The following is an 18010-nucleotide window of genomic DNA, read 5'->3' as shown; positions in this document are numbered from 1 at the left end:
GTCGGGTTTGCTGCATGCTTCAAACAGCAGTAGCGGCGTTATCGATTTAAGCAGGTATTGTGGGCGATTATGGCCTTGGTATCGCCCTGCAAAAGAGACATTCCGTGACGACCGTTCGCCGAGCAAGTATCTTCACCTGTTTGTGGCTGCTCGTCGCCGGACTGTGGGCGGTGCCCAAAGTCTTCGCATCGACCATGGTTGGGCTGGAAACTGTATCCCAGCTTGGCGCCATTGTTGCCCCGCTGACGGCAGCGATTTTCTGCTTCCTGGCAGCGCGGCGCCGGGGTGGCGGCGAGCGGAGCGCCTGGATCAATTTCGGTATTGGCTCGACGCTCTATCTGCTGGGCAATCTGTTTTACCTCTATTGCGCGCTCGCCAATATTGCAGTGGCCTTTCCATCGGCGCCGGAGGCCGGCTATTTCCTGATGGCGGGTTTCTTTGCCGCCGGCATTTTCCAGTTGGGCAAGATGCGCGCGCGGGTCAGCCGCGGCCAGGTCTACAATTTCATTCTGGTCAGCTGCGCAGTGACGCTGTCGAGCCTGTTCCTGCTCAATCAGAGTCTGAGCGCTTCGCAGATCGGACTATGGCCGACGATTGTCGCCTTTGCCTATCCGGCGCTGTGGTTCGGCGTTGCCGCTTTCGGCGTGGCATCGCTGATTGCCTACGACCAGCGTGGCAAGCGATTCATCATGACCCTGCTGGTGCTGGCGGTGCTGGCGGAGGCGGTGGCCGATTTCCGCTATGCGCTGGCACTGATGGGCGGGCAACGCGGGCTGCTTGGGATCAACCAGCTGCTGTGGATGAGTTCGGCTCTGCTGATTGCCTGGGCGGCCTGCGAGCAGATGGCGGCGAGATCAGGCCGCAAGCTGGCACCAATGAACGCGGTGGAGCGCAACAGCCGGGCCATCGCCCAGGCAGCACTGCCAGCAGCGGCCATTGCGGCAATCCTGATCTGCGGTAGCGCGACCGGCGTGCTGGCAGAAGGACCCTATGTGGTACTGGCCATGCTGGTGGCGCTGCTGTTTGCGGTGGTTACCGGCTTGCGGGAATACTGGATGCTGCATACCCAGCGGCAATTGCGCGGCTCGGTCGAGCGTAGCAGGGCGGAATTGACGCGCAGCGAAGCGCGGCTGGCGGAGGTGTTGCAGAGCACCAGCGACAGTATCCTGGTGCTGGATCGCGACTGGAAGGTGACCTATTTCAACCGCCGCGCCGTCGAGACCATCAATCTGGCGGAACGGCTGCGGGTGGGCGTGAGCCTGTGGGAATTGTTTCCGGCGGCGGCGACGTCGGGCGAGGGCGATCACTATCGCAAGGCGATCGCCAGCGGACAGCCGGAAGAGTTCGAAATTTTTGTGCAGGACCGAAAAATCTGGCTTGGTATCAGCGCCTATCCAGCGCCGGACAGCCTATCGATTTTCTTCCGCGATATTTCCGAGCGCAAACGCGCCCACGATGAAATCGTGCATCTGGCCCATCATGACTCGTTGACGGGCCTGGCCAATCGGGCACTGTTCCAGGATCGGCTGAAATGGGCGCTGGAAGCCGGTGGCAATGTGGCGGTGCTGCTGCTCGATCTCGACCACTTCAAAGAGGTCAACGACACGCTGGGCCACCCGGTAGGTGATACTCTGCTCTCAAAGGCCGCGGAGCGGCTGCGCGACTGCCTGCGGCCGGGCGACACCATTGCGCGGTTGGGCGGCGATGAATTTGCCGCGATCCTGTCGAACTACTCGGACCGCGCCAGTGTGATGAACATGGTGCAGCGGATGCTGGGGGCAACGCATACACCGCACCTGATCGAAGGGCAGACCATCAGGGTCGGAGCCAGCGTGGGTATTGCCCTGGCGGATGGCAGCAATGATGCCGACCGGATTTTCCGGAACGCCGATATCGCGCTCTATGTTGCCAAGGAAGAAGCGCGGGGCGGCTATTGTTTCTTCGAGCCGGCGATGGAAATGGGCCTGCAAGAGCGGCAGCTCCTGCGAGCCGATCTGGCCACGGCGCTGGACAACCATGAGTTCGAACTGGCCTATCAGCCGCTGGTTGATCTGAAGGCCAATGCGATTTGCGGGTTCGAGGCACTGCTGCGCTGGCGTCATCCGGTTCACGGGCTGATGCGGCCGGACCTGTTCATCCCCATCGCCGAGGAAACCGGGCTGATCGTGGCGATTGGTGACTGGGTGTTGCGGACAGCGTGCGCCCAGGCAGCGCTATGGCCAGCCGGCGTCTCGGTGGCCGTCAATCTGTCAACACGACAGTTCCGCGATGACCGACTGGTGGAGACGGTGAGCGCGGCTATGCAGTCGGCGGGGTTGGACAGCGCGCGGCTGGAACTGGAAATTACCGAATCCGTGCTGTTGAACGACAGTAAGGCCAACACGGCGACGCTGCGGCGGCTCAAGGAACTCGGGGTGCGGATCGCCCTTGACGACTTTGGCACCGGTTATTCGTCGCTGGGCTATCTGCAAAAATTCCAGTTCGACAAGCTCAAGATCGACCGCTCGTTCATCAGCGGCCTGCCGGGCAATGAAGAAAGCCAGGCTATCGTGCGGGCCGTTATCGGGCTGGGCCGATCGCTGGGCATGCGGGTCACCGCCGAGGGCGTGGAAACGACCGAACAGCTGGAATGGGTTCGCAATGGCTGCGACGAAGTGCAGGGCTATCTGTTGAGCCGTCCGGTCGATGCCGGTGCTATTGCCGCGCTGTTTGACCAGTTGGGGATCAAGAGTACTCCAGTTTCCGGCAAGCGCCCTGCGAGCCGCCGCCTGAGTTCATAGACTTCCTCGCGGCGGACGGCCCCGGTCTTAGTGATCGGATTAATTCCCGTTCCACCATTAACGGAATGGATGGCAATTGCCTGTACAACGAGGTGGGGACCTCGTGAGGAGGCGTTACCGCGGCGATGACCACCCTATGGCAGACTCTGATCGGCAATCTAGCCGTGGTCGCCCTGTTTTTCTCCGGCTGGATCCATACCCGCCATTGGCTGAACTCGGCGCATCTTCGGGTGCGCAGCGCGGTTTTTGGCCTTTGCATGGGCGGCGCTGCCATTGCATCCATGCTGATGGCGGTGCAGTTGCGCCCCGGCGTGTTCTTTGATCTTCGTGTTGCAACAATCGCTGTTTCCGCGTTTTTCGGCGGGCCTTATGCCGGGGTGGTGACGGCGCTGACGGCGACGGTCTTCCGCGCGGTTTCCGGCGGCGACGGGCTTTTGTCCGCCCTCGTCGGCATGGTGCTGGCGGCGGCGGTCGGGCTCGGCGGCTATTTCCTGCTTGGCCCAAAAGAAGTGCAACCCCGCCAAGTGGCATTTTTGGGCGTCGCAGTGGTGGTGATCAATTTCATCAGTATGGCGCTGCTGCCTGCGGGCGTTGCCGATGCAGCGCTTGCGCGGTTGGGACCTGCCGTGGCGGTCATCAACTTTGTTGCCACCGTCCTGGTCGGGCTGGTTCTGGTGCAATTGCGCCGGACGCTTGAAGAACGCAACCTGCTGGTGGCCGCGCTCGGGCAGGCGCCGGATTATACCTATGTCAAAAACCGGCGCAGCGAATTTGCGGCGGTGAACGAAGCGGTGGCGGGGCTGCATCACTTCAGCCGACCGGCCGACATGATCGGCAGAACCGATTTTGACCTGACCGACTGGAGCCGGGCGCAGGAGCTGTTCCTGGCCGAGCAGCGGGTGATGAACAGCGGGGAATCACTGATCGATTTTGAAGAAAACCTCAGCGATGCGCATGGCGTGGCACGATGGTTTTCGACGTCCAAGGTGCCCCTGCGTGATGGCGGTGGCACCATTATCGGCCTGGCGGGGGTAACCCGCGACGTCACCGCCGACAAGCAATTGCGCGGCGAATTGACTGGTAGCCGCAATCAATTGTCGTTTGCGCTCACCGAAATGTCGGATGGGCTGGCAATGTTCGACAGCAGCGGCTTTCTGGTGTTTTCGAACGAGCGCTATCGCCAGTGTTTTCCGCTCACCGCTGATGCGCGCCGGCCGGGTGCGCATATTCGCGATATTCTTGTGGCGGTGGTCGAAACCGGGGAGCAGATCACCGTACCTCACTATGGCACGGATCAGTGGGTGGATGAGATTGCGGCTTCGCTGCATGCCGATGGCGAAGAAGAAATTCATCTGTTCGACGGAAGCTGGCTGCTGCTGCGCACCAAGCTGACCACTGACGGGGCATCTATGGTGGTGGTGTCGGACGTCACCAAGATCAAGCACGCCGAAATTGCGCTGCTGGAGGCCACCGAGCAACTCAAGCTGCTGGCCAGCACGGACGGTCTGACCGGGCTGATCAACCGGCGGAGTTTTGACCAGGCCATAGAGATCGAGATCGCCCGCAGCATTCGGAGCCAGCACGCCATCAGTGTGCTGATGATCGATGTGGATCGCTTCAAGCTGTATAATGACCGTTATGGACACCCGACTGGCGACGAATGCCTGAGGGCAGTCAGCCAGTGCCTGCGCAATTCCGTGCGGCATTCGGCCGATGTGGTCGCGCGCTATGGCGGCGAGGAATTTGTCGCCATTCTGCCTGATACCGACGAAGCGGGCGCGCTGGTGGTGGCCGAGGAATTCCGCAAGCAGTTGGCTGGGCTTGCCATTCCACACGAGGCCTCAGAGCGTGGCGTGGTCACGGCCAGCATCGGGGTCTCGAGTTATGCGGCAGGCGAATATCTGCGTTATTCGCCCGAGTTGATCGCCATGGCCGACAAGGCGCTCTATGCCGCAAAGGCCGGTGGACGCGATCGGATCAGCATCTGGCGGCCGATTGTCAAACGCGGCAAGGCCAGCATCGGGCGGTGATCCGGGCCCCGTTCGGCCTCGGGTTCGACCAGACCAGGGTCCGTCCCAATAGATTTCTTCAATGAAAAACCCCCATTCCGTGACCCTTGAGCGGGGCGGAATGGGGGCTGATTGCGGATCTGACCTCGCCGCGGGTGGCGCTTAGAACTCGTTCCAGTCCTGTGACACAGCTGCGTTGCCGTGGCTCAGATAAGCGCTGGCGGCCTTTTGGACCTTGCGGGCGGGGGCGCTGGGAGGAGCCTGGCGTTCCTGCGGCTGGACCTGGGTTTCGCGGGTGATGAAGACATCGACGATGATGTCGAGTTCGCTGGCCTGGCTTTCGGTCTGTTCGATGGCAGCGTTGGTTTCTTCCACCAAAGCGGCGTTGTGCTGGGTCATCTCGTCCATCTGGCGGACGGCGATGGTGACTTCCTCGATGGCCGAGGCCTGTTCGCGGCTTTCGCGGGCGATGCCTTCCATCAGGGCGTTATTGGCGCGGGCTGCTTCCAGCATGGCGACCAGGCGGGCGGCGGCATCGGCCACCAGCTTGGAGCCGCCCTGCACTTCGTTGGCACTCTGTTCGATCAACAGCTTCACGTCGGCGGAGGCGCTGGCGGCCGACTGGGCCAGACGACGCACTTCGACGGCAACCACGGCGAAGCCCTTGCCGGCATCGCCGGCGCGGGCTGCTTCCACGGACGCGTTCAGCGCCAGCAGATTGGTCTGGAAGGCGATGTCATCGATCAGGCCGATGATATTGGAAATCTTGCCCGACGACGCGGTAATGCGCAGCATGGCTTCGTTGGCCTGGCCCATCACGGCGCCGCCTTCTTCAGCGGTACGGGTCACGGCCGCAGCGTTGATCGAAGCGTCCTTGGCGCGCTCGGCGTTCTGCAACACGGTGGCAGCAAGCTGCTCCATCGCGGCCGAGGTTTCCTCGATGGTGGCTGCCTGCTTGGTGGTGCGCTCGGACAGATCGTTGGCGCCGGCAAGGATTTCGCCGGTGGCGGTCTTGAGGGCGCGCGAGGTGGATTTGATGCGGGTCACCACTTCGGACAGCGTGGTGGCCACCGAATTGGTATCAGCCTGCAGCTTGGCGAAGGCGCCGTCATACTGGCCTTCCATGCGCTTAGTCAGATCGGTTTCGGCCAAAGCGGTCAGCACGCGGCCGGTTTCGGAGACGCCACGATCGACGGTGGACACCAGGTTGTTGACGCTGGAAGCCAGGCCATTGAGTTCAGGATCAGGGAACTCGGTTTCGACGCGGTGGCTGAAATCACCGGCGATGGCGGCATCCACCACCTGGCCGAAAGCGTCCTGGAGTTCGACCATCATCTGGTGGCGGGCGGCGGCATCGGCGATGATGCGGGCAGCTTCAGCCTGGGTCATCTGCGAGACCTTGAGGCCGTTCTCGCGGAAGACTTCGACGGCGCGCGCCATGTCGCCCACTTCGTCGCGGCGGTTCTTGCCCTGAAGATCAACGTCGAAGTCGCCTTCCGCCATGCGGATCATGCTGACGTTGAGCGCGGCAATTGGCTTGCTGATGCTGCGGGCGATCCAGACGCCCAGGCCAAGCAGCACGAGCATGGCGGCGATGGTGATGGTGGCGCTGGTGAGCGCTGCCTGCATGAAGATGGCCTGCACATTGGTCATCAGCACGCCCGACGCGATGGTCCATTTCCACGGCTCGAAGGCCTGTACGTAGCTGACCTTGTCCTTGAACGAGCCGTCCTTGTCCTTGAACAGGTAATTTTCATAATGGCTGCCGTTCTTGCGGGCCTCGTCGATCATTTCCTTCATATAGAGCTTGCCGTTACCATCGACGGTGGCGCTGCGATCCTTGCCTTCCTTTTCAGGCTGGTAGGTGTGCAGTACGTTCACGTAGTCGAAATTGTCGATGAACAGGTATTCCTCGCCCTGGTAGCGCATGTGGCGCAACGCATCGATCGCGGCGGCCTGTGCCGCCTCGGTGGTCATGGTGCCGGCCTGGGCCTGATCGTAGTAGTTTTGCACCACGCTGGCGCCCGCCTGCACCACGCTCTGGATTTCCGTGCGCTTGAAGCTATCCAGGTTCTGGCGCAGTGACATCAACTGATAGGTGACGATGGCGGCAAAGCCGAGGGCGAACACGAAAAGCAGGCTATAAAGGCGGCGGGCGATGCTGCCGGTGAACAGGGTTGACACGGTGGCTCCGGGTAACAAGAGGAATCGGGGACGGCGGACGAGCGGCGAACGGGTTCAGATCTGCCCGTGGGCAGTTGATGCAGTTCAGGCGTATTGCGGGCCAACGGGGGCATGGAAGTCCCGTCGATTGCCCGGCCCAGCCGTTGCCAGCGGGGCGAATGAGGTAATCCTGCGTCCATACCCTTGGTACTAAAACAGGGTTAATCCGCCGTTAAATTCGAATGTCAGAAGAAATGGTGACGCATGCAAAATTTGCATAGCTGGGCGCCTGAGACGCCGACGTTCACTCTTCCGGTTCGGTAGTGAACAGCAGGGGATAGCCCTGATCGCGGGCAATTTCGGTCGCCCTGGTGGCCTTTTCCTCGGCCACTTCTCTGGTGAACACGGCGACGACACAAGCGCCCTTGGTATGGGCGGTGAGCATGATGCCGTTGGCGTGCGCTTCGGGCACGCGGAATTCGGCCTTGAGGATGCGCACGACAAAATCACGCGGTGTGAAGTCATCGTTGATCAGGATGACCTTGTGCAGCGGCGGGCGCGCGGTTTTTGGTGCGGTTTCGGTGCGGTTTTTGGTGCCGGTATCAGCCATGGAATCTGCTCCTGCCGGAGGATGTGCATAGCATAAAGCTGCTCCCCAAACCAATGACAGTTGATCGGGTCCGGCTTGCGGCAGGCGGCAGGGAGTGGGAAGTTGGGTGGCCAACGGAGCCGTGTCATGTGCCGCAATATCAAGACCCTGTTCAATTTCGAGCCGCCCGCCACCAGCAATGAGATGCGCGACGCGTCGCTGCAATTCGTGCGCAAGATTTCGGGCTATACCCATCCGTCCAAGGCCAATGAGGCGGCCTTCGAGGCGGCGGTGGAGGATGTAGAGCAGATCGTGCGCCGGCTGCTGAAGATGCTCGATACCAATGCGCCGCCGCGCGATCGCGACGTCGTGGTGGCAAAGGCGCGCGAGCGTGCCAAGGAGCGTTACGCCCGCCCATGAGGGTGCTGTTGAAGCGGCTTTAACGCTGGGCGGGCCATGCTCACACTGTTGCAGCGAGCTGGGGCGATAAATGGCTGAGCAGAAGATCGACCGGCGCTTGCTGGTGCTCGCCGTTGCCGGCATCGCCATTTTTGTGGCGCTGCGCATCGCCTTTGCGCTCAAGGGCACCGACATGTTCGGGGACACCGACGATGTGATGCGGCTGGTGACGGCGCGGGATTTTCTGCGTGGACAGGCGTTCAACGACGTCTTTCAGCTTCGCGACAACGCGCCGTTTGGCACGCTGATGCATTGGCCACGCCTGGCGGACGTGCCGCTGGCGGCGCTGATGGCACTGGCGGCGCCGCTTGGCGACGCTGGGGCGATAACTGCGGCCATGCTGGTGTGGCCGACCGCGTTGCTGATGGTCATGCTGGTTCTGAGCTATCGCCTCGGGCGACGGTTTGGTGGACCGGGAGCGGCGCTGCCCGCGTTGATTGTGCCGCTGTTGTCGCTGCCGGTGTTGACCGAGTTTGCGCCGGGGCGGGTTGATCATCACAATGTGCAGATGCTGTTGATGGCGGCTTTGCTGCTGTGCCTCACGGCTGGACGGCGATCGGCGTCGGCCGCGGGCCTCGGCGGCATTGCCGTGGCGTTGAGCCTGGCAATCGGGCTGGAGACCTTGCCGTTTGCCATTGTGGCAATTGTCATTGTCGGGGTGCAACTGGTGTTTGGGCCGCGCGGGTCGGTTCTGCCAGTGCGCTGGTTTGCGGCGGCGCTCGGGGTAGGGGCGGTGCTGCTGTTTCTGGCGACGACCCGGCCGCAGGACTTTGCTGCCGTAGCCTGCGATGTGCTGTCCTTGCCCTATGCGGTAGCATGTGGGCTGGCCGCTGCAGTGCTGCTGCTGGCGACGCTGGTTTTGCCGCGGATGGGGGACTGGCGGCTGCGGCTGCTGGTGATCGCCGCGATGGGCGCGGCGGCGGCTTTGGCGCAGGCGATGCTGTTTCCGCAATGCCTTGCCGGACCCTATGCGCAGCTCGACCCGATGCTCGCGCGGACGATGTTTCCCAATATTCCCGAGGCGCAATCGGCATTGGTGCGGGTGCAGGCAACCCCATCGGTAGCGATCGGGCTGCTGCTGCCGCCGCTGCTGGGGAGTGCCATCACCATCTGGCGGATCGTGCGAGAACGGGGTGATGAGCGCATCGACTGGCTGGTGCTGCTGGCCTTTGCGGTAGCGGCCATGGCGCTGACGCTGGTACAAATCCGGGGGGCACGACTGGCGGCGGTGTTCGCGCTGCCGCCGTGCATCTGGCTGACCACCATGGCCTGGGCGCAATTCAAGGCGAGCAACAGTTTAGGCGCAGCGGCGATGACCGTGGCAGCGTGGCTGGGGGTTGCCGGCGTTGTGCAATTGTCGCTGTTTGCCCCATTACAGGGGTTGGTGCCACGCGCGACGGTGCCGGGCGGCGAACTGGGGTGGAGTGCCTGCCTGGATCGGGCAAATTACGCCGCGCTTGCGGCCTTGCCGAAGGGCATTGTGCTGACACAAAGCGAAATTGGCGCGGCCACATTGTTGTTTACCCCGCAATCGGTGGTGGCGACCGGATATCATCGCAATAGCGCCGGCATCGCCGATAGCGTGGCGTTTTTCACTGGCACGCCCGAGAGGGCGCGCGCGGTTGCCATCAAGCGCGGGATCAGTGGGGTGGTGTTGTGCCGGGGACTGGTAGCGACCGCCGGCTTTGCGGCGCGATTGGCCCGCGAACCAGGTTGGGATTGGTTGAGGCTGCAATCGACTCCGGATGCGGCCTTGCAGATTTACGGGGCGGAGCCGTAGCTGAAATAAGCGCCAGGGAAAGCGGAGAGAGGAGAACCCGTTAGGGACAAGGGGTTCCCCTCTCATTCGGTGGCACGCGGGGGGACGTGGTGCCTGCCCGAAACTAAATGCGGGGTGTTTGCTCAGGCGGTGTGGGTGGAGACACCGAAGCCGTCGCGGAAATCCTGAATGGGCTCCATGCTGCCAACCTGTGGCAGGTAGAGCGAAGTCAGCGTGCCGATCAGATGGCGCAGATGGGCGGCATTGCGCGCGCCGAGCTTGGCCATGAGGCTAAGAAAATCTTGTTCGATAGTGGCCAGGCAAATGCCCAACTGATGGCTTGCCTGCTCATTGGTCAGGCCGCGCGCCATCAGGGTGGCAATCTCGCGTTCGCGGGGGCTCAGGCCGTAAGGATTGCGTTCGCGTTCGTGATCAACAGCAATATCGAAAATGCTCATGTCGTCCACCCATCGTCCTGAATTCGGGCGCCGCACCCGAAGAATTCCAGTTCGCAAGGGGCAATATATACTGTCGATAAGTCCTTGGAAATTGTGAGGAATTACGTTGTCACAAATGCCATTGGTAAATTTTACCGCGGCAGATTTCGCATCGTGATTTTTCACAATGTTATTTTTGACGAGGGACGATGACTTTTGCCGACTTGAGGTCTAGCCTGATCCTGCATGTAAGCGCAGGAACCGGGGGGATATCTTCGATGCTGGCATTGCTGGAAGGTTTTCTGGGCCGGATCCGACAGGCCAGAACCGACTCCGAGATTATTGATCTGCTGGGCGGAATTGCTGCTTCGTTCGGATTTCGCAGTGGCTATCTCATCGAATATGTCAGCGAACTGAAATCGGCGTTGCATGTCCTCGACAGCGATTCCAGTCGCGGCGACTGGTGGTCGCACTATGTTGCCGCTGGGCTGCGTACCAATACTGCCAGCATTGAGGCGCTTCTGGAGAAGGGTGGTGTGCAACGGTTCGGCGGCGAACGCTTTACCGCGCCCAATGATCCATTGCTGGAATTTGCCCGAAAAAACGACATGGTAGAATGCGTCATGGTGCCGATCAGCCACGACGGCAAAATTGTCGGCCTGGCGGCATTTTCCGGCGATGCCCCGCTAAACCGTGAGCGGGAAACCGCGCTGCAATTATTGGCCTACAGCCTGTTTGCGCAGACGCGCTCGCTGCGCGGCGCCGGCATCAAGATCGCGCCAGAACGACTGACGCCGCGCGAACGGCAGGTGATGCAGCTTTCGGCCGAAGGGCTGACCTCGCAGGAGATTGCCGTGGCCCTGGGGATGTCGCCAAGGACGGTCAACCAGCACGTCGACAATGTGGGGAACAAGCTGGGCACCAAGAACCGGGTGCATACAGTGGCCGAAGTGATCCGACACGACATGCTGCACTGAGTTTTCGAGCAAATTCGCCGAAACACTGAACAATTTCGCCGGTCAGGGGTTTGTCTGCCATGGCGGAGACGAACATGCTCTATATCGTCGTTTTACGATGCAACCGATCGCGGACCATGCTAGGTCTGGATCAACACTGCCGTTACGATCGCGGCACACAGTTCGGCTTTGGCCGTAAAGTCCGGGTATCCCGGCAATTTGCAAATTCAGGAGACTATGATGGCGGTTCAACAACCCCGAGTGACGCTCAATGACGGCACGAGCATTCCCCAGCTTGGTTTTGGCGTGTGGCAGGTGCCGCCCGACGTGACCCAGCGCGTGGTCGGCGAGGCGATTGCCGCCGGCTATCGGTCCATCGATACCGCAGAAGGCTATGACAATGAGCAGGGCGTGGGCGATGCAATCCGGGAGGCCGGCGTGGCCCGCGCGGATTTGTACATTACCAGCAAGCTGCGCAATGGCTCGCATGTGCGCGACAAGGCGCTGAAAGCGTTCGACGAAACCATGGACAAGCTCAAGATCGACCAGCTCGATCTGTTTTTGATCCACTGGCCGGTGCCGGCGCAGAACAACTATGTCGAGGCCTGGAAAACGCTGGTGGAACTGCAGAAGTCGGGGCGGATCAAATCGATCGGCGTGTCGAATTTTGACCAGAACCATCTCGAAGAAATTATCGAGGCGACTGGCGTGGTGCCGGTGGTCAACCAGATTGAGCTGCATCCATTCTATCAGCAGCGCGACAAGGTCGAATTTCACCAGAAACACAAGATCATCATCGAAAGCTGGAGCCCCTTGGGTCAAGGCAGTGCGCTGAGCAATCCGGTGATTACCAGGGTCGCTGAAAAGCACGGCAAGACCCCCGCGCAGGCGATTATCCGCTGGCATCTGGACGAAGGCCGAATCGTTATCCCCAAGTCGGTCACCAAAAGCCGCATCGTCGAAAATTTTGATATGTTCAACTTTAAGCTGGACTCCGACGATATTGCCCAGCTTGCGAAGCTCGATGATGCCAATGGCAAGATCGGGCCGAAGCCGGTGGATGGCAATTTCCTGTTCTAAATTCAAGCGAGGCCGGGTCCGCCCGGCCTTCATTTTTTGATCTGAGGCCCATCATGGACTATCGCCGACTGGGAACGACCGGACTGGAAGTATCGCGCATTTGCCTTGGGTGCATGAGCTATGGCGATGCCAAGCGAGGCAATCATGAATGGACGCTGGACGAAGCAACCAGCCGACCGTTCATCCAGCAGGCGCTTGAAGCGGGGATCAATTTCTTCGATACCGCCAATGTCTATTCGGAAGGCACCAGCGAGGAAATCGTCGGGCGGGCGCTCAAGGATTTTGCCAGGCGCGACGAGGTGGTGATTGCCACCAAGGTGCATGGGCGGATGCGGCCGGGGCCGAATGGCGCGGGACTGTCGCGGCGGGCGATCCTGGCGGAAATCGACAATAGCCTGAAGCGGCTGGGCACCGATTACGTCGATTTGTACCAGATCCATCGTTGGGACCCGGCGGTGCCGATCGAGGAAACGCTGGAGGCGCTGAACGACGTGGTGCGAGCCGGCAAGGCCCGCTACATCGGCGCGTCATCGATGTTTGCCTGGCAGTTCGCCAAGGCGCTGTACTTGCAGAAGGCCAATGGCTGGGCGCGGTTCGTGACCATGCAGGACCACTTGAACCTGATGTATCGCGAGGAAGAGCGCGAAATGCTGCCGCTGTGTGCCAGCGAAGGCATTGGCGTGATCCCATGGAGCCCGCTGGCGCGTGGCAAACTGACCCGCGATTGGGCCGAGACCAGCACGCGTGGTGAGACGGATAATGTGTTGTCCAAGATGTACACCGCGACCGAGGCGGCAGACCGAAAAGTGGTCGAGGCGGTGGCTGCGGTGGCGGGAAGACTTGGTGTGCCGCGGGCGCAGGTAGCGCTGGCCTGGGTGCTGCAGAAGGCCGAAGTCAGTGCACCGATCGTCGGGGCGACCAGGGCGGCGCATTTGTCCGATGCCGTGGCGGCTTTGGGCGTGACGCTGAGTGCGGAGGATGTGGCGGAGCTGGAAGCGCCGTATGTGCCGCATGAAGTGGCGGGGTTTTAGCCTCCTACTTCTCCCTTGCGGGAGAAGAGCCTGCCGTCGGGCGTGACCCGAGGGTGCCCTAAGGGCGTATGGGGGTCTTGCTCGCCCAGAGTTCGCGGCGACAACCCCTCACCCTGACTTTTCGCTGAACGCGAAAAGTCTTCCCTCTCCCTCAAGGGGCGAGGGTGGATCGAGTCTAGTGGCTGAAGTCGCGCTCTAAAGGAACAGCTTGAATCCCTCATGGGTCTGTTCGAAACCCAGCGTGCGGTAGAAGCGGTGGGCGTCGGTTCGGAGTTTGTTGGAGGTCAGTTGGACCATGCCGCAGCCGGCGGCGCGGCATTGTTCGATGGCCCAGCGGACCATGATGGAGCCGTGGCCGGTGCCGCGCTGGTCAGCGCGGATGTGGACGTTTTCGAGGATGGCGCGCTTCATGCCGAAGCGGGGTAGCCCGGGCACGATGCTGATCTGCAGGGTGCCGATCACCTCGCCGTCTTTTTCGGCGATGATCAATCGATGGTTTGAGTCGGCGGTGATTTCGTCAAAGGCGGCGCGATAGCGCGGATCGGTCAAGCTGGCAGGATCGAGTGGCGGCGTCTCCTTGCCGCGGGCGTCTCCTGCGTGGCTGAGGATGAGCATGATCGGGATATCGGCGGGAATGGCGTCGCGGAAGATCAGATCGGACATGGCGTACGACTCGGTTGGACAGCCGCCACTATGCCCGGTTCGTCAGAACTCCGGCAAATCGGCGGTGTCGTCGGAGATGCTGGCGTCGTAATTGGCGACGACCGGCATGGCCAGGGCGTTGTTGATGACGGTATCGAAAAACCCAGGAAACAGGCTGTCGAGATCGTCGCGACGCAGGCTGACGCGGCGGCGGGTGCCTTCGGCCCTGACGTTCACGACGCCAGCTTCGCGCAACTTGCCGACATGGTAGGTGAGGTTGGTTTTGGAAGCCAGACCGCAGAACTGGTTGCAGGTCATGCCCAGGTCCTCGTGCCGCGCCAGAAAGCCGATAATCGCCAGACGTGTTTCATCGCCGAGCGAGGCGAGCACGTTGGGCAGGGTAATCTGGTCGAGATCTGGGTGTGGCAACAGGGTCATGGGCGGTAGATAGACGCAAAATGATAATAGTTCAAGAATTTTTGGACAAACCTTGACATTGGCGCTTCCGAGGTTCAGTAGTTCAATAAATTTTGAACTAAGGATCATGTCATGGATATCCGTTTGATCTGGCTGGCGCTGGGCACCTTTGCCATTGGCGCGGAGGCCTTCGCGCTGCCGAGCCTGTTGCCCGACATTGCTGCCGATACTGGCGTCAGTCTGGTGCAGGGCGGTTATCTGGTGCTGGCATTTGCCATGGCCTATGCCATTGGATCCCCCATTCTGGCGGCGCTGACCGGGGCGAGTGACCGGCGCCGGGTGCTGGCCCTGACCGCGCTGGTCTATGCCGGCGGCACTATCATTGCCGGCTTTGCTGCCAACTATGGGATGCTGATGGCGGCTCGTGTGTTGATGGCGCTGGCATCGGGCCTGTTCGCGGCGACCGCGCAGGCAACAGGCGTCGCAATGTCGGAGCCGGCGCATCGGGCGCGGGCGATCTCGGTGATTGTCGGTGGCACCACGCTGGCGGTGGCGTTCGGCGCGCCGCTGGGCGGGCTGGTGGCGCATTTCTCGTCGTGGCGCGGCACATATTTCGTCATGGGCGGCATGACGCTGGTTGCGGCTGTGGCGATCTACGCGATGTTGCCTGCAGGGCTCAAGGGCGTTCGCGTGCCGCTGCGTGACCGGTTGGCGGTGTTCGTGCAGCCGGGCGTGCGTCCGGCGCTGCTGACGATGATGCTCTACATGATCGGCGGCTTTACGGTGTTCACCTATTTCGCGCCGCTGGCCGTGACCACCATCGGGCTGGACAAGGCATTGCTGCCCGCTGTGTTGCTGGCTTTTGGTGTGGGCGCGGCGGCGGGCAATATTGCGGGTGGCCAGTTGGCCGACCGGTTTGGGGCCAAGGCAACGGTGATCGGCGCATCGATCCTGCTATCGATCGTGACGCTGCTGATGTCGGCCGTGACGCATCTGGACCATACGATTGCCGGACCGGTGTTTGTCGGGCTGATGGTGGCGTGGGGCCTCGTCGCCTGGGCATTCCCGCCGGCGCAGGCCAGCCGCATTCTGAAGCTGGCGCCGACCAATGCGCCGCTGGTGCTGTCGCTCAATGCCTCGGCACTGTATTTCGGTGTGGCGCTGGGCTCGGTGGTGGGCGGACAGGTGTTGCAGCATGGCACGCCCGCCGATCTGGGCTGGGTGGGCGCAATCTTCCCGCTGCTCGGGCTGGCAGTGTTGCTGGCAACCGATCCGGAGCCGGTCCTGGCGCGCGCTGCACCACGGCTGGGCTAGGCGCGGCGGGGGCTGAGCAGTTTGGCCAGACCCAGCACCAGTATGGCGATGGTTGCCGTTCCAAATGCGATGGGTGAACCGGCAGCCCAGATGGCGCCGGTTCCGGCCCACATGATCGAGGCAAATGCTTCGCTGAGAGTGGCGGTGCGCGACGCCACCTGACGGCGACGGAACATTGAGCGCTTGGCGACGACGCGGAACCAGAGCTGGATGGTGGTGGCGGATCCGGCTGACAGCATGGCGCAGATGGCGGTGATGATTGCAATCTCGACGGAGGACAGGGCCAGCAGGACAATCAGCGGCGCCAGGATGATGGCGATGATTGTCAACACTGCCTCGATCTTTGCCGTCAGTACTGTGCGCGGCGAGACCGGCGCGGTGACTACCAGATCGTGTGCGTCTTCGCCGGAAATGGCGAGCCAGGCAAGGCCGCCCGCGAGTTGACCCGCGGCCATGACCAGCACCGGTACCACGACGATGAAAGCGCCGGAGTGCTCGCCGTAATTGATCCACAGCATCAGTGCTGGTGGGGCAAGATAGAGGATTTGCATCAGGGTTTGCGACAGCAGCCACGGATCGCGCTGCAGCAATTTCCATTCCTTGAGCCGCAGCACATGCTTTTGCGAGCCGCTGCGGAAACTGCGCTCGCTGGGGCGGCGATCGGTGCGGATATGGGTGACACCGGCGGCGGAAATGGCGTGGCGGCCATAACTCGATGAGGTCGCGGCAATGACGCCAAATAGCGCGCCAAGGCCGACCAGCAGGACGATCAGAAGTGCGCCGAAATCGCCCATGGCGGCGCGGGCAGGGAGCCAGAGTGGGCTGGCAAGGTCTGGCGCGGCGGCGATAACTTCGGCGGATTCAAACAGGGTGAAGCGCGAGATGCTGCCGTAATAGACTATGGCGGCGGCCTGAATGCCGATGATGAAACCAGCCCCGACGATGGCGGCGATGATCTGGGCGATCAGGCGGGTGCGCTTGGGGCCGACAATGCGAAACAGGGTGATGGTGACCGCAACGCCGATGGCGGCGGAGAGTGCGCCGATGGCGGCAAGCACTCCATAGGCGGTGAGCCATTTTGGGCCGTCGAGCAGCACCAGAATGTTGATCATCGGGCTGGCAAGCAGGCAGGACAGCAGCATGGTCGAAAGCGCCACGGCGCCGGTGCGTACGGCGAATAGCCGGCGTGACGAGGCCGGCGAGGACAGGATCAGGTCCAGATCGGCGCGGGCGTAGTAGACGCGGGTGACGGATTCCAGGGCCTGTGACAGCATCACCGACCAGAACAGCAGTCCGCCACCGGTGAGCAGCACCAGATGCGATTTGTCCGGGCCAACCCCGGTTTTGAGCCAGGCGGCGATGACGCTATAGGCGATCAGGTGCAACACGGTCGCGACGATGCCGAGGATGATGATCAGGGTGATGCCGCGCCGGCGGCGGCCGCCGGTCATCATGGCGATCCATTCGCGCCAGGCCAGGTTCATCTCATGGGCGGCGAACCAGCGCAGCGAGGCCGGCTGGGCGGTCATGCGGCGGCGCTTTCAGCATCGGTCTGCACCAGATCGAGGAAGATTTCCTCGAGGCTGGTTTCGCGACCAATGCGGGTGCGCAATTCGGCCAGCGTGCCTTCGGCGATCAGCCGGCCACCGGCGATGACGCCGATGCGTTCGGCCATGCGTTCGGCGACTTCCAGAATATGGGTGGTCATGATCACGGTGACGCCATCGCGCACCTTGCCCAGCAGCACGTCCTTGACCTGGCGGGCAGAGCCGGCGTCGAGACCGGTCAGGGGTTCATCAAGGATGATCAGCTTGGGGTCGTGGACCAGCGCACCGGCGAGGGCGACCTTTTGCAGCATGCCCTTGGAAAAGCTGCCGCAGAGTGCATTGGCATGGGGCGCAAGGCCGAGCCAGTTGAGCAGGTCGCGTGAGCGGGTTTCGGCGGTTTTGGCGTCGATCTGCCAGAGGCCGGCGACGAATTCGAGATATTCGAGCGGGGTCAGCCGGTCATAGACCATGGGTTCATCGGAGACCCAGGCGATAATGCGCTTGGCGGCCAGTGGGTCGGTTTTAGTGTCGATACCAAACACCGAGATGGTGCCGGCATCGGGCTGCAACAGCCCGGCGACCATGCGCAGGATGGTGGTCTTGCCGGCGCCATTGGGACCGAGCAGGGCGTAAAATTCCCCGGCGCGTACAGTCAGGTTCAACTCGTTGACCACCTGGCGGTCGAATTTCTTGACGAGGCCGGTGATTTCAAGGGCGGGGGCGGACATGGCAGGCTCCGGACGATATTGGCGCGGAGCCTAAACCTCAGGCATTGAGGGGACATGAATCGGCAGTGTTAAGATTGTCGGGACGGCCATTTCGCGGCG

General features: G+C 61.9%; 15 protein-coding genes. 8 read left to right on the top strand and 7 right to left on the bottom strand.

Going from position 1 to position 18010, the window contains the following annotated elements:
* Positions 1–170: 170 nt before the first annotated feature.
* Together ABIT12_RS00870 and ABIT12_RS00865 are read left to right on the top strand one after the other, a co-directional pair.
* On the top strand, positions 171–2780 hold the full coding sequence (locus ABIT12_RS00870) for an EAL domain-containing protein (RefSeq protein WP_348044341.1): 2610 nt from the start codon (positions 171–173) through the stop codon (positions 2778–2780).
* Between the two features lie 125 nt (positions 2781–2905).
* Positions 2906–4810 (top strand): diguanylate cyclase, encoded by a 1905-nt coding sequence (locus tag ABIT12_RS00865; protein WP_348044339.1) that lies wholly within the window; start codon positions 2906–2908, stop codon positions 4808–4810.
* A gap of 141 nt (positions 4811–4951) precedes the next feature.
* Here the strand turns inward: ABIT12_RS00865 and ABIT12_RS00860 are convergent, their stop codons facing one another.
* Together ABIT12_RS00860 and clpS are read right to left on the bottom strand one after the other, a co-directional pair.
* Positions 4952–6973, bottom strand: coding sequence for a methyl-accepting chemotaxis protein (locus ABIT12_RS00860; RefSeq protein WP_348044337.1), 2022 nt, complete (start codon positions 6971–6973; stop codon positions 4952–4954).
* A gap of 283 nt (positions 6974–7256) precedes the next feature.
* Positions 7257–7562 carry an ATP-dependent Clp protease adapter ClpS gene (gene clpS / locus ABIT12_RS00855; protein WP_348044335.1) on the bottom strand — a complete coding sequence of 102 codons (306 nt, stop codon included), beginning with the start codon at positions 7560–7562 and terminating at the stop codon, positions 7257–7259.
* Positions 7563–7688: 126 nt separating this feature from the next.
* Here clpS and ABIT12_RS00850 point away from each other — a divergent pair, with 126 nt between their 5' ends.
* Positions 7689–7961 carry a DUF2277 domain-containing protein gene (locus ABIT12_RS00850; RefSeq protein WP_348044333.1) on the top strand — a complete coding sequence of 91 codons (273 nt, stop codon included), beginning with the start codon at positions 7689–7691 and terminating at the stop codon, positions 7959–7961.
* Between the two features lie 70 nt (positions 7962–8031).
* Positions 8032–9780, top strand: a complete 1749-nt coding sequence (locus ABIT12_RS00845; RefSeq protein ID WP_348044331.1) for a hypothetical protein — start codon at positions 8032–8034, stop codon at positions 9778–9780.
* Between the two features lie 122 nt (positions 9781–9902).
* Here ABIT12_RS00845 and ABIT12_RS00840 read toward each other — a convergent pair whose 3' ends face one another.
* On the bottom strand, positions 9903–10217 hold the full coding sequence (locus ABIT12_RS00840) for a helix-turn-helix transcriptional regulator (RefSeq protein WP_348044329.1): 315 nt from the start codon (positions 10215–10217) through the stop codon (positions 9903–9905).
* A 257-nt stretch (positions 10218–10474) separates the two neighbouring features.
* Between ABIT12_RS00840 and ABIT12_RS00835 the strand changes: the two genes are divergently transcribed.
* The 3 genes from ABIT12_RS00835 to ABIT12_RS00825 all read left to right on the top strand — a co-directional run bounded on the left by ABIT12_RS00835 (position 10475) and on the right by ABIT12_RS00825 (position 13263).
* Positions 10475–11173, top strand: coding sequence for a LuxR C-terminal-related transcriptional regulator (locus ABIT12_RS00835; RefSeq protein ID WP_348044327.1), 699 nt, complete (start codon positions 10475–10477; stop codon positions 11171–11173).
* Positions 11174–11392: 219 nt separating this feature from the next.
* The gene (locus ABIT12_RS00830; RefSeq protein ID WP_348044325.1) at positions 11393–12232 is read left to right on the top strand and encodes an aldo/keto reductase; all 840 of its coding nucleotides are present in this window, start codon (positions 11393–11395) and stop codon (positions 12230–12232) included.
* Between the two features lie 53 nt (positions 12233–12285).
* Positions 12286–13263 (top strand): aldo/keto reductase, encoded by a 978-nt coding sequence (locus ABIT12_RS00825; RefSeq protein WP_348044323.1) that lies wholly within the window; start codon positions 12286–12288, stop codon positions 13261–13263.
* Between the two features lie 195 nt (positions 13264–13458).
* Here the strand turns inward: ABIT12_RS00825 and ABIT12_RS00820 are convergent, their stop codons facing one another.
* Positions 13459–13926, bottom strand: coding sequence for a GNAT family N-acetyltransferase (locus ABIT12_RS00820; protein WP_348044321.1), 468 nt, complete (start codon positions 13924–13926; stop codon positions 13459–13461).
* Between the two features lie 42 nt (positions 13927–13968).
* Positions 13969–14343, bottom strand: coding sequence for a winged helix-turn-helix domain-containing protein (locus ABIT12_RS00815; protein WP_348044319.1), 375 nt, complete (start codon positions 14341–14343; stop codon positions 13969–13971).
* A gap of 111 nt (positions 14344–14454) precedes the next feature.
* Here ABIT12_RS00815 and ABIT12_RS00810 point away from each other — a divergent pair, with 111 nt between their 5' ends.
* On the top strand, positions 14455–15636 hold the full coding sequence (locus ABIT12_RS00810) for an MFS transporter (protein ID WP_348044317.1): 1182 nt from the start codon (positions 14455–14457) through the stop codon (positions 15634–15636).
* Here ABIT12_RS00810 and ABIT12_RS00805 read toward each other — a convergent pair.
* Both ABIT12_RS00805 and ABIT12_RS00800 read right to left on the bottom strand, forming a co-directional pair.
* A complete protein-coding gene (locus ABIT12_RS00805; protein ID WP_348044315.1) occupies positions 15633–17165 on the bottom strand; it encodes a permease in 1533 nt (510 codons plus the stop codon). The genes ABIT12_RS00810 and ABIT12_RS00805 overlap by 4 nt on opposite strands.
* Positions 17162–17911: an ABC transporter ATP-binding protein gene (locus ABIT12_RS00800; protein WP_348044313.1), complete on the bottom strand. Its 750-nt coding sequence runs from the start codon at positions 17909–17911 to the stop codon at positions 17162–17164. The genes ABIT12_RS00805 and ABIT12_RS00800 overlap by 4 nt, the downstream gene beginning before the upstream one ends.
* Positions 17912–18010: the final 99 nt, after the last annotated feature.

It is taken from the genome of Devosia sp. (genome assembly GCF_039927955.1).
Taxonomy (GTDB): domain Bacteria; phylum Pseudomonadota; class Alphaproteobacteria; order Rhizobiales; family Devosiaceae; genus Devosia.
Note: the sequence above shows the minus strand (reverse complement) of the source record. Positions and strands in the feature narration are given on the sequence as shown.

Bases quoted from the DNA above. Each gene is read 5' to 3' on its own strand.
- ABIT12_RS00850 (WP_348044333.1), top strand. From the start codon at position 7,689: ATGTGCCGCAATATCAAGACCCTGTTCAATTTCGAGCCGCCCGCCACC.
- ABIT12_RS00845 (WP_348044331.1), top strand. From the start codon at position 8,032: ATGGCTGAGCAGAAGATCGACCGGCGCTTGCTGGTGCTCGCCGTTGCC.
- ABIT12_RS00820 (WP_348044321.1), bottom strand. From the start codon at position 13,926: ATGTCCGATCTGATCTTCCGCGACGCCATTCCCGCCGATATCCCGATC.
- ABIT12_RS00815 (WP_348044319.1), bottom strand. From the start codon at position 14,343: ATGACCCTGTTGCCACACCCAGATCTCGACCAGATTACCCTGCCCAAC.
- ABIT12_RS00825 (WP_348044323.1), top strand. From the start codon at position 12,286: ATGGACTATCGCCGACTGGGAACGACCGGACTGGAAGTATCGCGCATT.
- ABIT12_RS00865 (WP_348044339.1), top strand. From the start codon at position 2,906: ATGACCACCCTATGGCAGACTCTGATCGGCAATCTAGCCGTGGTCGCC.
- ABIT12_RS00835 (WP_348044327.1), top strand. From the start codon at position 10,475: ATGCTGGCATTGCTGGAAGGTTTTCTGGGCCGGATCCGACAGGCCAGA.
- ABIT12_RS00800 (WP_348044313.1), bottom strand. From the start codon at position 17,911: ATGTCCGCCCCCGCCCTTGAAATCACCGGCCTCGTCAAGAAATTCGAC.
- ABIT12_RS00840 (WP_348044329.1), bottom strand. From the start codon at position 10,217: ATGAGCATTTTCGATATTGCTGTTGATCACGAACGCGAACGCAATCCT.
- ABIT12_RS00805 (WP_348044315.1), bottom strand. From the start codon at position 17,165: ATGACCGCCCAGCCGGCCTCGCTGCGCTGGTTCGCCGCCCATGAGATG.
- ABIT12_RS00830 (WP_348044325.1), top strand. From the start codon at position 11,393: ATGGCGGTTCAACAACCCCGAGTGACGCTCAATGACGGCACGAGCATT.
- clpS (WP_348044335.1), bottom strand. From the start codon at position 7,562: ATGGCTGATACCGGCACCAAAAACCGCACCGAAACCGCACCAAAAACC.
- ABIT12_RS00810 (WP_348044317.1), top strand. From the start codon at position 14,455: ATGGATATCCGTTTGATCTGGCTGGCGCTGGGCACCTTTGCCATTGGC.